Below are 16,356 nucleotides of genomic sequence, written 5' to 3' on the forward strand. Positions count from 1 at the left end.
TGGAATATCATGGTAAAGGAAGAGATTAAAATATGCCTGTTCGCCGACATGAAAGAATACAAATTGAAATTGATGATAGTATCAAGATTGACCTGTTAGGCTATTTAAAATGTGAAAAGGGATGGCAAGGAGACGAGCATACCCATCCTTTCTGGGAATTTATTTACGTTCCTTCCGGTGAAATTTTAATGTTTGTTGAAACCGAATCCATATATGGTTTGGATAACAGGCTTTTTATAATCGAACCATTGAAAAAGCACTGGATGCAAAATAATTCAAATGTAGATAAGGAAATTCTTTATATTGGTTTTGATTTCAGCTTTATACCTTCTTCCAACCTGGATGTTAATATTGGCTCTTTTATATTGAATATGCCTGAAATAACTGTATTGATGTATGAATTGGACAGAATTTTTGATAATGCCGAATATGATAAGAATAAGCAAGTTATGTTGAACTACGCAAGGGGCAGGATAATGAGAGCGTTATCGTTAATACTTTCAAATTTGGCTGTTTACAAATATGCTGATGATGGCGCTAAAAATTTGGATCTAAGAAAACAGGTTATCATAGAAAAAATAAAAAGGTATTTAATGAAAAACATACACTTAAATATCAATATGAAAACATTGGCAAACGAGTTTTACCTTTCGCCCAATTATTTGGGATATTTGTTCAAGAAAGTGACAGGCATGAGTATTAAACAATACCATAATAAGATTAAAATGGAAGCTGCCATTGTCATGCTTCGCAATTCGGAACAATATATTACCGAAATAGCCCAACAGTTAGGATTTGATAATGTATCGTACTTTTCAAAAAGTTTCAAAAATCATTTTAATATTTCACCGTCGCAGATAAGGAAATAATCCTTGAATTTTATAAACTATTCTGTAAAAAGTTAAAGAAATGCATTCTTTTTTATTTTATAATTATTATATTGCGAGATAAATGCGATGTAATGAATGGAGTAGTATGATAGTAATTCCTGGAATGGTAGAAAGACTTGAACTCATAGTTTGCTAACGTATTTAATTAAGAAGAATAAAAAGCAATCAGGGAATCAGTAGACTGTAATAGGAGGGATTAAAATTGGAACTCAATGGTTTCAAAAAATTTTTTTTATCCTATATAATAGTGTTGTTGATTCCGATAACCATGGGGATATTAGTATATGTCAAAACTTACAATACATTGGAAGGGGAATCTTATCGTGCCAATATGGCTGTATTGCAGCAAACCAAGTTAATTATCGATTCGTGGATGCAGGAAGTTGAACAGATGGCTAATCAAATAATTCTAAACAAACAGGTTAATAATTTTGCGCGTATTAAAGGGAATTTAACTACTGCTGATATATATAGCATGATAAGTATTATTAATAATTTATCAACTTATAAAAATATAAATACATTTATTGACGATTATTACATCTATTTCGTTAATAGCGGGGTAATACTTACTCCAACAAGCGAGTGCGATGCCAGATTGTTTTATGATAATATTTATGCCTTTGAAGGCAAATCGTATAAAGAATGGCATCAAGTTATGTGTCTGAATTATTATTGGGGCCAGTTTTTAGATATGCACACGGTTGATTTGGCTAGCAAACGCGATTCAAACAAAATGTTAACATATATTAAATCCATGTATATATACGGCAGTGATAAACCCGATGCCCAAATAGTCATATTGATCAATAAAAATAAAATAAAGGAACTTTTGTCCAATGTGTTTAGTAGTGGTAAAGCCTATATTATAGATAAAAATAATTATGTGGTTATGGCTTCGGATAATGAGCAAGGATATATACCCAAATATAAGGAACTAAAAAACAGCATAGAAGGTGAGCCTAAGTCGATTAAGGGAGCAGATTTTAATATAGTATATGCATCCTCCGCCAATAATAATTGGAAGTACATGATTGTAATACCGCGTTCAGTATATATAGAAAAAATTAATTATATACGGACCCTCACTGCATTGGTTGTGGCATTCTGTATGATTGTAGGTCTGCTTATATCGTATTTTAACGCATATAAAACTTATGTACCTATAAAGGACATATTAAACAAAATTATTGTACATTTGGGAGGCAGCATACCTAATATTGTAAAGAACGAGATAGCGTTCATACAGCAAGCTGTTGCATTTACTATTAATGAAAATAAGGAATTAAAAAACAGGCTAAAGGAATATCTGCCAACATTGAAAAACAATTTTTTGAGCAATTTGCTTGAAGGGAAGGTATGTGGCAATTGTATCAATAAAGAAATGCTTGATCTATATGAAATAGATTTTATATCGGACAGTTTTGAAGTCATATTATTCTTTTTAATGCCTGGAATGAACTTGTGCAGGGATTGCATAAACAAACAGGATTGGAGATTGGTTAAAAACATAGAGGAGAACTTGAAAGATGAAATTACGGTTCATGAAAACAGGGGTTATATATGCAACATGGGAAACGAAGCAATAGCCTTAATAATGAATTTTCAGCCGCGAAAGAAATTTGAGCAAAAAAGAAAAGAACTTGAAACATTAATCAACGATATTAAAATCCAAATAGAGAAATATTATCAAATATCCCCGTTGGTTTGCGTAGGAAATGTTCATGAAGGGATTGATGGAATAAATCTGTCGTATATTGAAGCTCTTAAAGCTGCAAGGTATAAATTGGCCAAAGGTAACAATGGCATAATATTCTACGATGAAATATGCAATATGGAGGAATTTTACTATTATCCTTTAGAAAAGGAAATGCAGCTGATAAACTATATAAAAGCCGGGGATAGCAAGGAAGCCGAAAAAGTGATAGATGCCGTGATAGAGCAAAATCTTATAAAACACCGTTTATCACTCGAATTATTGCAATGCCTGTATTTTGATATTGCAAGCACGGTTATCAAAGCGCTAAACGAGGTAAGCAAAAACTATGAGATGATGCCCAAGCGAAATACAGGTTCATTGGATGGGATATTGGAATGCGATAGCATCAGTGAAATTAGGGAAGTTATAAAGGATATCTGTGACAGGGTTTCTGTGTGTAAGAAACAAAATAAGCAATACGGTAGATTAAAATTGAAGCAGGATATAGCTAAGTATATAGAAGAACATTATCTTGAGCAGGACTTAAGCCAGGTTTCCATATCAGAGAACGTTGGAATATCTCCTTCTTATCTTTCACATTTTTTCAAAAATGAGTTCGGAGAAAGTATGGTGGATTATATTAACAGGATGAGAATAAACAGGGCAAAACAAATTCTTTTGGAAGATAAAAGCATTTCTTTGGAACATATAGCATCTCTCGTAGGATTCAATAGTGACAAGGCATTGATACGTATATTTAAGAAATATGAAGGTATAACTCCCGGAGTCTATAGGGAGCTGTAATAATTTTGCAAATAATTGTAGTGGTTTTTTATTGGATTTTTCATATAATTTTAACACTACTTTCCGGAATACTTTATAGTGAATTCATTGCGCCAAGGAATTCACTGTTAAAACAAAAAATTAAACCTGATTCAAAAAATGAGTATTTGTTCCTTAAAATTTGTGTGTTCAGAACGGAAATTGTTCATTTACGGCTAAATATAATTCTTTTATAATTTGAAATAAGCAAGTTTAAAGCTCTCTGACTTTTCGAGAGCATACATGATCAAAAGGAGGATATTATTTTATGAAAAAAAGTATTGTTAAATTTATTTCGCTTACTGTCGCTTTACTACTTATGACCTCTATATTCTTTGGATGCAGCGGTTATAAAGCTAAGGGAGGTCAACCTTCCAATGAGAACGCTGATATTGAAAAGGAAGCAAATTCATCAGATGGGATGAGTAAAACTGAGCTTACTGCCTTGCCAATTGTTAAGGAACCTATTACTCTTACGTATTACACAGAGCTTGGGTCAAAAGCAGCGCATACAATGAAGAGTCATGCAGAAATGGCATGCTACAAAGAACTTGAAAAAAGAACCGGCATCAAAATTGAATTCATACATCCGCCAATGGGCCAGGAATCCGAACATTTCAACCTTATGATAGCATCGAGAGATCTTCCTGATATAATTTATTGGAATTGGTTAGATTATCCAGGAGGACCAGAAAAAGCTATCAGCGATGGAATTATTATCAAATTAAATGAATATATGGACAAATATGCACCCAATCTAAAACAGGTATTTTCAGATTCGCCAGATGCTAGGAAACAAAGTATGTTAGATGACGGATCATATTATATGTTTCCATTTTTAAAAATTGATCCTTCATTGAAGGCAGGAGGACCGGTAATAAGGAAAGACTGGTTGGATAAGCTTAGTTTGTCCATACCAAAAACATTGGATGACTGGTACAACATGCTAAAGACATTTAAAGAAAAAGATCCTAACGGAAATGGTAAAACTGATGAAATTCCCTTGATAGCCCGGAAGGAAATTGGCAGGTTGGAAGGCTTGACAAGTTTTACAGCACCTTTTGGAGTGGTTTTTGGATTCTACCAAGATGATGGGAAAATTAAATATGGTCCAATAGAAGAAGGGTACAAGCAATTTATCATTACTATGAACAAATGGTATAAGGAAGGACTATTGGATCGTGAATTTGCAGCAACTGATGAAAAGAGCTTTGATGCCAAACTTACTTCAGAAAGGGCAGGCGCGTATATAGGAAGAATTGCCAATACTTTCGGAAGATATCTTACATTAATGAAAGATAAGAATTCATCATTTAATTTGACAGGCGCTCCTTGGCCAATAGGTCCTGCAGGAAAGCCATATAATGTCCGCACAGATATGGTCTTAATATGTTACGGTCAGGGAGCTGCTATTTCAACCAAGAATGAGCATGTTATTGAATCTGTAAGGTGGCTGGATTATCATTATAGTCCCGATGGACATATGCTTATGAATTTTGGTATATTGGGAGAAAGCTATATAATGGAAGGTGATTATCCTAAATATACCGATATAATAGTTAATAATCCCGAACTTGGAGCGACTGACGCTCTTGCAAAGTATGCCGTATCACAGTCTAGCGGACCTATTGTTCAGGATAAACGGTATTTTGAACAAATTCTTGTTTTCCCTCAACAGAAGGAGTGTATTGAATTATGGAATAGCGGTAGTGATACTTCTCTTCTTTTACCTCCTATCGCTCCTTCAATAGATGAAAGTGCGAAATTTGCATCTATAATGAGCGATATTGATACACTTGTTTCTGAAATGTTTACCAAATTCATAATGGGAGTGGAGCCAATTGATAAGTTTGAAGAGTATGTACAACAGATAAAGAAAATGGGTATTGATGAAGCAATAAAAATACAGCAGGCAGCATATGACAGATATAATAACAGGAAATAGTTTTGAACAAGGAAGTGTAAATAATAGTCCGGATTGGGATATGGAGATGATATTGAATATATCTTCATATCCCATCCTGATTTGATATGACAGATTAAGGAATATAATATGTTCGAAAGGGGCTAAATAGATAAATATGGCTATTAGCAACAGAATATTGAGTCATAATATGAAAAGAGAATTATGTATAATCAAAAAGGACTATAATAAAAGAAAACTTGTTTACCTGATGCTCATGCCAGTACTTTCTTTTTACATCATTTTTCATTATTGGCCTATGTACGGCGCTATAATAGCATTTAAACAGTTTAGTCCTGGTAAAGGTATATTTGCTAGTCCATGGGTAGGATTTGAAAATTTTCAAGATTTCTTTAATAGCTATTATTGCTGGAGACTTATACGAAATACATTATTAATAAATGTATATCAATTAATATTTGCATTCCCGGCACCGATTATATTTGCCTTTTTATTGAATGAGGTTAAGGATGGCATATTCAAGCGAACTGTCCAAACAGTATCATATCTTCCGCACTTCATATCTTTAATTGTAGTATGTGGCATGCTGGTAGACTTTTTATCCATTGATGGAGTTGTTAACGATATTATAGAAATGTTTGGAGGGCAACGTATTTCACTACTTTTACAACCATCATGGTTTCGCGCAATATATGTTAGCTCGGGGATCTGGCAGCACATGGGATGGGATTCTATTATTTATTTAGCATCACTTTCATCTATAGATCCACAGCTCTATGAGGCCATAAAAATTGATGGAGGAGGGCGGCTAAGGCAGTTGTGGCATATATCCTTGCCCGGAATTGCTCCAACTATAATAATATTATTGATATTAAAAGCAGGACAGATGATGAATGTTGGATTTGAAAAGGTATTTCTGCTTTATAATCCGAATACATATGAAACGGCCGATGTAATATCTACATTCGTATATAGAAAAGGATTGCTTGAAATGAATTTTAGCTATAGTGCAGCAGTAGGATTGTTTAACTCGGTTATAAATTTTGTCTTGCTTGTATTATCTAATAAAATAAGCAAGGTAACAACCGAAACAAGTTTGTGGTAGAGAGGAGGACTAGATGTGCTGTCAGCTAGAGGAAAATCTGCTTCAGAGTTAATATTCGACACTTTCAATTATATTATTATGATAATGGTAATGTTAGTTACTTTATATCCTGTTATGCATATTACTTTTGCGTCTTTAAGCAAGCCTGTGCTGGTAGTTCAACATTCCGGCCTTTTGCTTTATCCGAAGGGCTTTAATTTTGATGCATATATATCTGTATTTAAAAATCCGATGATCACTCTTGGATTTAGCAATACGCTTATTTATGTTATTTTTGGAACTATTGTGAATTTAATACTAACTTCACTGGGAGCATACGCTTTATCACGAAAAGACTTATATTGGAAAAATATTATCATGTTAATAATAGTATTTACAATGTTTTTTAGTGGTGGTTTGATTCCATTCTATCTTACTGTTACCCATTTAGGATTGCTCAACAAAAGACTTGCGCTTATAATTCCAAGTGCTATAAACACTACAAACCTCATAATTATGCGTACCTCATTTAAAACAATTCCTGATGGTATTGAAGAATCAGCAACTATGGATGGTGCAAATGACTTTACTATTCTGTTTCGAATTGTTTTGCCGCTCTCTCTCCCTGTTGTGGCAGTAATGACACTATTTTATAGTGTCTCGCATTGGAATTCATGGTTTAACGCAATGATTTTTTTAAGAAATAGAGCGTTGTATCCTCTGCAATTGATTCTGAGAGAAATCCTTATTCTAAATAGTACTGAAAGTATGGTCACTGATATTTCTGCGACAGAGAAAGAACCTGTAAGCGAGACAATCAAGTATGCCACAATTATGGTTTCAATAGTGCCAATAATGATGATTTATCCCTTCTTACAAAAATATTTTGTTAAAGGTATAATGATAGGCGCGCTAAAGGGTTGAATTATAAGTGCAAGGGAAGCTAAAATAATTTAGAATATACAAGAAATAATCCTTGAATTTTATAAACTATTCTGTAAAAAGTTAAAGAAATGCATTCTTTTTTATTTTATAATTATTATGCTGTATTGATAATAATATAGCCAATGGATTTAAGGCGCTTAATCATGTTAATTGCGACATTAAATGCCGGGAGGAGGTTGAATTGATTGAAAAAAAAGCCGTTGAAAATATGCCTTGTAGGTTGTGGAAGAGTAGCAAAAAGTCATATGGAGGGTGCTATGGAAGTCCCTGAGTATATTGAAGTTGTAGCTGTGGTAAATAAATCAATAAGTAAGGCTTTAGAATTTCAGAAGATCTATGGAGTAAAACATGCCTTTTCAAGTTTTGAAGAGGCAGTGGAATTTGTTGAGTTTGATGCGGTTGATCTGTGTCTTCCTAATTACCTTCACAAAGAATTTACCTTAAAAAGCGCAAATGCGGGAAAACATATCCTTGTAGAAAAACCTATGGCAATTACTGTTGCTGAATGTGAGGAAATGATAAAAGCTGCAGAAGACAACAAGATTTCGCTAATGGTTGGGCAGAGTCGCAGATTCTATAATGCCGTTCTTGAATCAAAAAAGTTATTGGATAAAGGAGAAATAGGAGACTTAGTGAGTATAACCGGCCTACTCTTTGCATATCTTCCGAAGCCTCAAACTGAATGGTGGAAAGGGGTAACAAAAACAGGAGGATTATTAATACCTTTATGGGGAAACCATATTATTGATTATACTCTCTGGATGTTTAATGAAAAGCCGTTAAGAGTTTATTGCGAAAGCTATTCGGTGAATCCGGAATGGGAGGGAGAAGATGAAGTAACTATAATTATTGGCTTTTCAGGCAACAGGCACGCCACGATAAAGATGTCCTGGAACACAAGGCTCAAGGATGAAGCGTGGGATGGAGCAGGAAAAATGCTATCCTCTTCAGACGTAATGTATAAAAGGTACATACAGGGCAAGGAAGGCACGTTGATATTAAATGATGAAACGTGCCTTATGAAAAATGGCAAGATTATATGGGAAAGCAAGCAGGAATTAAGCAATTTTGCCATACAGTACATTGAATTTGCAGAATCTATTCTTGAAAAAAGAGATGCAATGACATCAGGCAAAAAAATAATTGATGTAATAAGAGTACAGGAAGCTGCCTTAAAAAGCGCATCTTCCCATAGTGTTATATATTTATAATACTGTTTATATATTATGTACTATTATAAATATTTTATTATGGAAAGTTTAAATAAAGTTTTAAATAAAAAAGAAGAAAGGATGATTTATTCGTGGCTCTTGAAATAGGCTTATCGGGACAAATGTTTGATAACTATACGATTTGGGATCATCTTATGGCTGCGGCTGATTTCGGTTATAAAAGTGTCGAATTAAGAAGTACGCATGTAAATCCATCTTGTAATAAAGAAGAGCTTGATAAAATAAAGGAATTCCTTTTAATGAAGAAATTAAAGGTAGGCTGTCTTTCATGCTTTACCGGTAACTATGGTTTACTAACTGATGCAGAGTGTATTGGAGCCTTTAATGTATTCAAGGAATATATTAAACTTGCTGTATTTTTTGAGAGTGAAATGATAAGAGTATGGCCAGCGTGGCAAGAATCGAGCGCTGCGCCTCCGGAAATATGGGAAAGAGCAGCCAAATGGATGAAAAAATCATGTGAATATGCAGCTGAATACGGTAAAAAGCTTGTTATGGAAATGCATCATGGCACATTGTGCGACAGTGTTGATAGTAGTCTAAAGCTTTTAAACATGATTAACTGTGATAATGTCGGTGTTACTCTTGATCCGGTGAATTTATACCAGGTACCTGCTGATTATTCATATGAGTCAATTAAAAAACTTGGAAGCAAAATATTTAATGTTCACATCAAAGATATTATAGAGCTTCCTTCTGATAGTTACCCATATTGTTTTAAATACTCGTATTATGTACAACATATAGGAAGATTTACAAAAGTAATACCGCCGAAAAACAAACAGGAGAGATTTTTTTCCCATAGAAGGATCAATCATGGTGGGATTGATTGGAGAGAAGTGTTGACAGCTCTGAAGAAAATTAATTATACGGGTTATTTAATTGTCGAAAGTGTATGTGAGAATAATAAAGATATGCCATCAGGTAGAAAACTTGCAGAAGTATGTTATAAAGATGTTCTACAGGTTCAAGAAATCCGTCAGCCTAGGACAGAAGAATGGAAGGTACCATCTCCTAGTGTGGAAGGCTTTCACGAAGTTGTTTCTCCGAAAAAAACCAAATGTGAATATGCTTATATGTACAGACTTAATCTTCCCGAAAGAAAAGAATATATTTTGAACTCAGGTAAACTTGAAATGAATGCTGTGCTTATAAATGGGAAATGCAGTATTAAATCTGATAAACTTGAGGAGTGTATGCATAAATTCGATAGTTTCTATATTCCCGGCAAAACAAGTATTAAGATAGCTGCTTTGGAAAATTGTACTTTTTACATAGGTGCTGCCGAATGCAATGGCATTGGCAAAGAATTTTTCAGAAAATATGAGAAAGAACTTCCTTTTGGAGAAATACGTCAGATACATGGCAACGGAATAAGTAAAAGGGAGGTCTATTTTACACTTAATCCGGAGATATCTGCTTCCCGCCTTATATGCGGAATAACTTGGGGAGGGAATGGATCATGGACGAGCTGGCCGCCTCACCAACACGGAGAATATTTGGAAGAAATTTACTGCTATTTTGATATGCCTCCACCAGGATTTGGTATGCATCTTGTTTATTGCAAACCGGGAAGAACTGATGAAATTACAGTACATATTGTTAAAGATGGGGATGTGGTGATAATGCCATATGGATATCATCCTACGGTTGCAGCGCCCGGAACGAGAAATACGTATTTTTGGATACTTGCTGCAAAAAAACCGGAATTTAGAAGATATGACCTTTCAGAACCTGATGAATGCTTTAAATGAAATCTGAAGGATGTGTATTTATGGAGTATTATTTATTTCCGAAATATTTTAACCATTTAAAAATAGAAGAACTGATGGAGCTATGTGCAGAATATGAGATTAACGGCCCTACCGCGTTAATAAGGGATGGATACTGGCTTTCGCTGGACAACTTTATGCACGAGTTGCCGAATTATATCAAAGCTGCTGAAAAATACAAGCTCAAGGTGAAATATGCGGAAGTGCCGTATAGTATGCTGCATCTTATAGAAAACCCGGACATTCTTACAATTCTTTCCGAGAATGGTATTCGTTTTGTACGTGTTGGTTATGTTAAAAGAAATACAACAGATGCAAGAAATCTGTATGAATTTACTAGAAGTTTAACGGAGAAAATTACAGATGTCGCAGAAAAAAGTAATATTAAAGTAATTATTCAACTTCACGGCGGCTGTTATCCACATAACGCTACTTCAGCATACCCCCTTGTGAAGGGATTGGATCCAAATTTTATTGGTATTAAAATTGACCCAGGAAACAATTATAACCAGGAAGGTTATGAAGATTTTGCATATCAGATAAGTTTACTAAATGAGTATATTGGAGCATTAGGAGCAAAAGATGCTTGCAGTTTGCGTATAACCAAATCCGAACAGGATGATAAAGGATGGAAAACATTTTTTGTACCAGCTTTCGAAGGACAAAGCAATTATAACAAAATATTTACTGAACTTAAAAAAATTGGCTATAATGGACCAATCATTTTAATGCCATTTTATGATACTGATAATTTTAACTTACTTTTAGCAAAATTCAAAAAGGAGGTTAATTATTTTAAAAATATAGAAAAGTTAACTTCAATTACAAATGAAGATAAAACCTGAACAGGTTTATGCGAATGCTCTTCAAAATATTTGGAGGGGGTAAATTTGATGATGTTAAAGTCAAAATATTTTTTAAGAATCTTCATATTTTCGAGTATAATAAGTATAATCCCCATTATTTTGCTTAGCATATTTTTTTACAATAAAACCTCAGCCGCAATTCAGTCAAAAGTAAATGAGAACAACATGCAAATGTTGATGCAAACTCATTTAAGAATCGAAAATATGTTGAAAGTAATTGATCATAATTGCATACAGTTGATAAACTCAAGCACCCTCAAGAATTTGGTTGACAAGAATTGGGATCCCAAATATTATAAAGAGATTGACAATTTAATCAATGAGATGAGCCATTTGCAGGCAAGCGAAGTAAACATTGCCGACGTGATTGTTTTGAATTATGCAAAAAATTGGGCAATAAACACTCCGGGATACTATTATTTGGATGAAAGTACCGCATTTGAAGCATATAGAAAGTTTCTGAACACTTCCGAGAATTACATGTGGACAATTAAGGAAGAGAATTATGAAAGCGTATTGTTCGGTGAAAATGAAACCAGTATGACAACTCAGGTTAGGAAGAAATATTTTATTAACCTTATACGTAAAATTAGAACAGCTTATAGGACTACAAATGGTTTATTGGTTGCCAAAATACCCCTAAATGAAATTATAAACAACCTAAAAAGCAAGGTAAATACAACTCATAATTTCATTATACTTGATCAAAATAATTATGTAATATGGCATAATGATGAAAGGTATGTAGGAGAAGATTTCAGTTTATCGGATTATGTTAGGAAGATTGATGCGCTAGGGACTAAAGAGGGCAATTTCAATATAAAAGTACAAGATAAAAGTTTTGATATTATTTTTATAAAATCAAGCTATAGCGGGTGGTTATATTTCTTTATAACGCCTTTTAATTATATTGTAAGAGAATCAAAGATTATGGGTCTGTTTACAGCAGCAGTATGTTTTGCAGTTATAGTTTTACTAAGTATAGTTTCGTTTATTGGTTCCAGAAGAATATATTTTCCTGTAAAACGATTATATGAATTAATTACGGAAAAACCGCGAAATTTAAAAGAAGTAAAAGAAGATACGGACGAATTTAAGTGCATTAATAATCGTATCCGGGAACTAATGAGCAGCAAAAAGGATTTGACATATAAACTAAAACTGCAGTTTGAACAATTGAAAGAGTATTTTTTGCTAAAACTTGTTCTCGGCGAAATGAAAATAGAAGAAATTTTAGGCAAAGTCGAATATTTTGATTATTGCCAAAATTGGACCTGGATGTGCGTTGTCACAGTTGATATTGATACTCTGGAGGGTACTTCATATACGGAAAAAGATAAAGAGATAGTTCTTTTTACTATTAATAATATTGTAAACGAAATTATGCCTGGCAATAAATGCTTAAGTCCCCTGGTTGTCAATTCCTTGCAGGTAACAATTATAGGAACCGAACAAGATTCGAAGATAACATTTATGAACTATGTTTATTCATTGGCGGAGGCGCTGCAAAAGTCTATTGGAAATTACCTTGGCGTTAAGGTAAGCATAGGCATAAGCAGACCATTTGGCAAATTTGAAAGCGTAAATACAGCATATCAGGAAAGTATTGAAGCTTTAAAACATAAAATATTGCTTGGGCAGGAAATGATAATTTTTTATGATGATATCAGGAATAATTCAAAACAGGTTCCCGAATATCCTGTTCAAATAGAATCGGATTTAATCAATGCATTGCAAGCAGGCGATATACAAAAAGCAAACCATTATCTTAAGCAGTTTATTAATGAAATCTTTGAAAGCAATTTAAATTACCTGGACTATCAAGTTCGCATAGGAAAGCTTCTAAGCGAGCTTGCATTTATTATAGTCAAAGAGGGAGAATCAATCCAAGCAATATATAATAAACAAACTTTTTTGTATGGGAGGCTTGTCGAGTCAAAAACCAGAGAAGAACTTGAAACCTGGCTTAGGCATGAAATTATTGAACCCATTGCCAGGTTAATTAAAGAAAAAAGATCGGCGCATGGAAAGAAAATATCCGATGAAATAACAAAGATAATTCATAATGAGTTTGATACTGACCTAACGCTTGATATGTGCGCGAAACGTTTATACTACAGTCCGCAATATGTAAGCAGGGTTTTTTACAATGAGACAGGCATGAGTTTCAGCGAATATTTAAAGCAGTATCGAATTGAAATAGCAAAGAAATGGCTGGAACAAGGCAACATGAAAATATCCGATATAGCCGAGAGACTAAGATATGCAAATTCACAAAATTTTATTCGCTGTTTTAAGAAACATGTTGGTTTAACTCCCGGTGAATACCGTGAAAAATGTAAGAAAGCATTAATTGGAAATACAAATAAAGTGGTATATACTGCATGAATAAAATCAATAATTTTAAATGTTTAATGGAAGGGGAGATGATTTGCGAGATGGGAAATAAATATGCAAGAACTAATTATACTGAATTATGCAAGCAAGAACTTGAAAAATTAAATATACGCGAAGGAATTGATATAACTTTTCACATGGTTCATATGAATCACCTGGATATGATATGGTACTGGCGCTTGCCTGATACAATAGAAATGTGCCTTGAGACAATAAAATGGAATGTAGAATTGTTGGAGACACAGCCCGATGCCAAGTACACACATGCCCAAGTTTTTACACTAAAGGTAATTGAAGAATTAGACAAGGAACTATTTGAAAGGTTTAAAAAGCTTGTAAGGCAAGGAAGGATAGAAATTGATAGTGGTCAGGTCGTAGAACCGGACCATAACATACCATGCGGGGAATCTATTGTACGACAGTTTCTCTATGGTCAGCGATATGTAAAAAAGCATTTCGGGGATTATGCAAGAATATGCATAAATTCCGACAGTTTTGGACATTCAAGAAGTCTCCCACAAATTCTTAAAAAGTGCGGCATAGATGCTTTTATATTCAAGCGCCCCGTCCAAAGTGTAGCAGATTTACCCGAGGTTCCATTTACTTGGAAAGGTATTGATGGTACGGCAATATTTGCTATGCGTTTTAACAATAAGGGGAATGGATTGCCAAATCTTTCAAAAGGAACACAGCTAAAAGAGGACGAAAATCCTTTACAGTTAAAAGTTGACTTGAATCTTTCAGCAGGTATTAGTGATTTCTTTGGACCGCATTGCATTTCTGATGCAGGTGGAGTAGCGCCTTATGTGGAACCTTGCAAAGGCGAGAGGTATACTTTAAAATACAGCACTCCTTCAGAATTTTACAATTCACTAATGGAAAAAAAGCCAGTGTTAAATGTTATGGATGTGCCACTGAATCGAGGAATGGAGGGTTGTTATACAACGCATATAGGCGAAAAGGAAAACTTGAGACGTGCAGAAAGAGAATTAAGACAAGTGGAGCTACTTTGGTCGCTTGCTGCGTTACTTGGGTATGGCTACCCTTATGGAGCATTAGAATCAAATTGGTGGAGGTTTAGCTTGATGCAGTTTCATGATGCATTGCCAGGTTCGACATCCGATAAGGCGTACAATGATGATATGGCGGTTTATCACGAACTTTTCTTAAATATGAAAATGTTAAGACGCAAGGCCCAGCTTATATTGGATAAGGAGTATGTTCAGGGAAGCTACCTAAGATCATTTTTGGTTGTTAATCCTAGGATGTTACATTCCGGGGGAATTGTGGAGACAGATATTGATATGATGATTAACCGTGATGACCCCGGCGATGAGCCAAATAGTATGAGGGTTCCTAAAAGTGGTATATTAAAAACTCTATCTGGAGCATTTACTCCATATCAAATAATTGAGGAAAGAACTTATCAGCGGTATGTAAGGGGGAGAATAATATTTGATGCTGGTAATCTTCCTCCATTTATGCCTGAACAATTTAATATGGCAAAACCTGGTGAAAGCAGCCAAATAGGTAATGGTAGCATAAATTTTAAGTCCTTTGTTAAAGCGGAAGGAACAATAATCGAAAATGAATATTTAAAAGTAGATACAGGCGGACCAGGAATTATACGCTCCATACTTAAGAAAACCAGTGGGTACGAGTATCTGAAAAGTGTAAGTTCAGCGGTGAGAATTGAGTTATGGCCTGAGCCCAGGGGTGATTGTTACAGCCTTGGAATAGATGGGCACAGGTATTATGCCATGCCGGAAGGAGAAATTACTTTACTTGAAAATGGGCCGGTAAGGGCTACATTACGCAAAGAATACCGGTGGGGCAAATCCAAATTTATAACTGACATTTCACTTTATGCGGGGCATGAGTGGGTGGAACTTAGGTTAAAAATTGATTGGAATGAAAAGGAAACATTGGCAAGGCTCTGTATAGAACCAAATCTTAATGAAGTAACCTACAGGAAATATGGAATACCGTTTGGTTGTGAGACTGCAACGGGAAAAGAAATAGAGATACCAGTTGTTGGATGGGCTGCTATAGGAAATGAAGATATAGGAATGGCAATAATTGATAGGGATAGGCCGGGTCATACATTTGTTGAAGATATGCTGAGAGTTTCGATCGTACGATGTTCAACCCGACCTTTTGACCCATGTTCTGATAGCGGGGAAATAAATGCATGTTTTAGAATAGTGCCTTATGAAGGTGGTTTTGAAACTTCAGGGATTCCTGCAATAGCGGATGAATTTTGCCATCCTGCCCTTGCATGGCAGGCTTGCTGTAAAAATAGTAAAGATAGCAGTTATGGAATGCCTTTCCCGCCTTTTTGGCTAGACGGAGACGGAATTATAACTTCCTCTTTCAAAGTATCGGAAAATAAAGATGGGTATATACTTAGACTTTATGAATCCCTTGGAAAGATTTCGAAGACAGTGATTAACCTCAGCGAAAAACTTTATGAATGTAAAATATATGAGACAAATCTACTTGAAGAAGAAGAAAAGAAATTGAATGTGAAAAATAATAAGGTTGAAGTTATATTTATGCCGTTTGAAATTAAAACACTATTGTTTAAAACAGCAATGAAGATACCCCCTATGAAGGAATATAACCACGAATCCGTATTCTGGCAGGAAGTAAATAAAATTAATAATAATGTTATCTGATTACAGTGTTGTTGAAAATAACATAAAAATTGTGAAAGGTGGATTTG

Annotated in this window: 10 protein-coding genes; all 10 read left to right on the forward strand. The window is 34.5% G+C overall.

Translation table 11 applies throughout. From position 1 onward, the window contains the following. Positions 1-32 precede the first annotated feature (32 nt). On the forward strand, positions 33-869 hold the full coding sequence (locus HPY74_01015) for a helix-turn-helix domain-containing protein (GenBank protein ID NSW89257.1): 837 nt from the start codon (positions 33-35) through the stop codon (positions 867-869). A gap of 223 nt (positions 870-1,092) precedes the next feature. Further along, entirely contained in the window at positions 1,093-3,393 is a 2,301-nt protein-coding gene (locus HPY74_01020) for an AraC family transcriptional regulator (protein NSW89258.1), read from the forward strand. 286 nt (positions 3,394-3,679) lie between these two features. Continuing rightward, complete coding sequence (locus tag HPY74_01025) at positions 3,680-5,356, forward strand: extracellular solute-binding protein (protein NSW89259.1); 1,677 nt, start codon at positions 3,680-3,682, stop codon at positions 5,354-5,356. Positions 5,357-5,492: 136 nt separating this feature from the next. Beyond that, positions 5,493-6,440, forward strand: a complete 948-nt coding sequence (locus HPY74_01030) for a sugar ABC transporter permease (GenBank protein NSW89260.1) — start codon at positions 5,493-5,495, stop codon at positions 6,438-6,440. A 78-nt stretch (positions 6,441-6,518) separates the two neighbouring features. Then, a complete protein-coding gene (locus tag HPY74_01035) occupies positions 6,519-7,343 on the forward strand; it encodes a carbohydrate ABC transporter permease (protein NSW89261.1) in 825 nt (274 codons plus the stop codon). Between the two features lie 206 nt (positions 7,344-7,549). Then, positions 7,550-8,575, forward strand: a complete 1,026-nt coding sequence (locus HPY74_01040; GenBank protein ID NSW89262.1) for a Gfo/Idh/MocA family oxidoreductase — start codon at positions 7,550-7,552, stop codon at positions 8,573-8,575. Positions 8,576-8,667: 92 nt separating this feature from the next. Further along, positions 8,668-10,350, forward strand: coding sequence for a 5-deoxy-glucuronate isomerase (locus HPY74_01045; GenBank protein ID NSW89263.1), 1,683 nt, complete (start codon positions 8,668-8,670; stop codon positions 10,348-10,350). 20 nt (positions 10,351-10,370) lie between these two features. Continuing rightward, positions 10,371-11,213: a sugar phosphate isomerase/epimerase gene (locus HPY74_01050; GenBank protein ID NSW89264.1), complete on the forward strand. Its 843-nt coding sequence runs from the start codon at positions 10,371-10,373 to the stop codon at positions 11,211-11,213. A 48-nt stretch (positions 11,214-11,261) separates the two neighbouring features. Then, on the forward strand, positions 11,262-13,622 hold the full coding sequence (locus HPY74_01055) for an AraC family transcriptional regulator (protein ID NSW89265.1): 2,361 nt from the start codon (positions 11,262-11,264) through the stop codon (positions 13,620-13,622). A 50-nt stretch (positions 13,623-13,672) separates the two neighbouring features. Beyond that, positions 13,673-16,309 (forward strand): alpha-mannosidase, encoded by a 2,637-nt coding sequence (locus HPY74_01060; GenBank protein ID NSW89266.1) that lies wholly within the window; start codon positions 13,673-13,675, stop codon positions 16,307-16,309. The last annotated feature ends 47 nt before the right edge of the window (positions 16,310-16,356 follow it).

The sequence above is a fragment of the Bacillota bacterium genome (genome assembly GCA_013314855.1).
Lineage (GTDB): Bacteria > Bacillota > Clostridia > Acetivibrionales > DUMC01 > Ch48.

Coding starts and splice junctions, on each gene's coding strand:
- HPY74_01035 (NSW89261.1), top strand. CDS start 6,519: ATGATAATGGTAATGTTAGTTACTTTATATCCTGTTATGCATATTACT.
- HPY74_01030 (NSW89260.1), top strand. CDS start 5,493: ATGGCTATTAGCAACAGAATATTGAGTCATAATATGAAAAGAGAATTA.
- HPY74_01060 (NSW89266.1), top strand. CDS start 13,673: ATGGGAAATAAATATGCAAGAACTAATTATACTGAATTATGCAAGCAA.
- HPY74_01015 (NSW89257.1), top strand. CDS start 33: ATGCCTGTTCGCCGACATGAAAGAATACAAATTGAAATTGATGATAGT.
- HPY74_01055 (NSW89265.1), top strand. CDS start 11,262: ATGATGTTAAAGTCAAAATATTTTTTAAGAATCTTCATATTTTCGAGT.
- HPY74_01025 (NSW89259.1), top strand. CDS start 3,680: ATGAAAAAAAGTATTGTTAAATTTATTTCGCTTACTGTCGCTTTACTA.
- HPY74_01050 (NSW89264.1), top strand. CDS start 10,371: ATGGAGTATTATTTATTTCCGAAATATTTTAACCATTTAAAAATAGAA.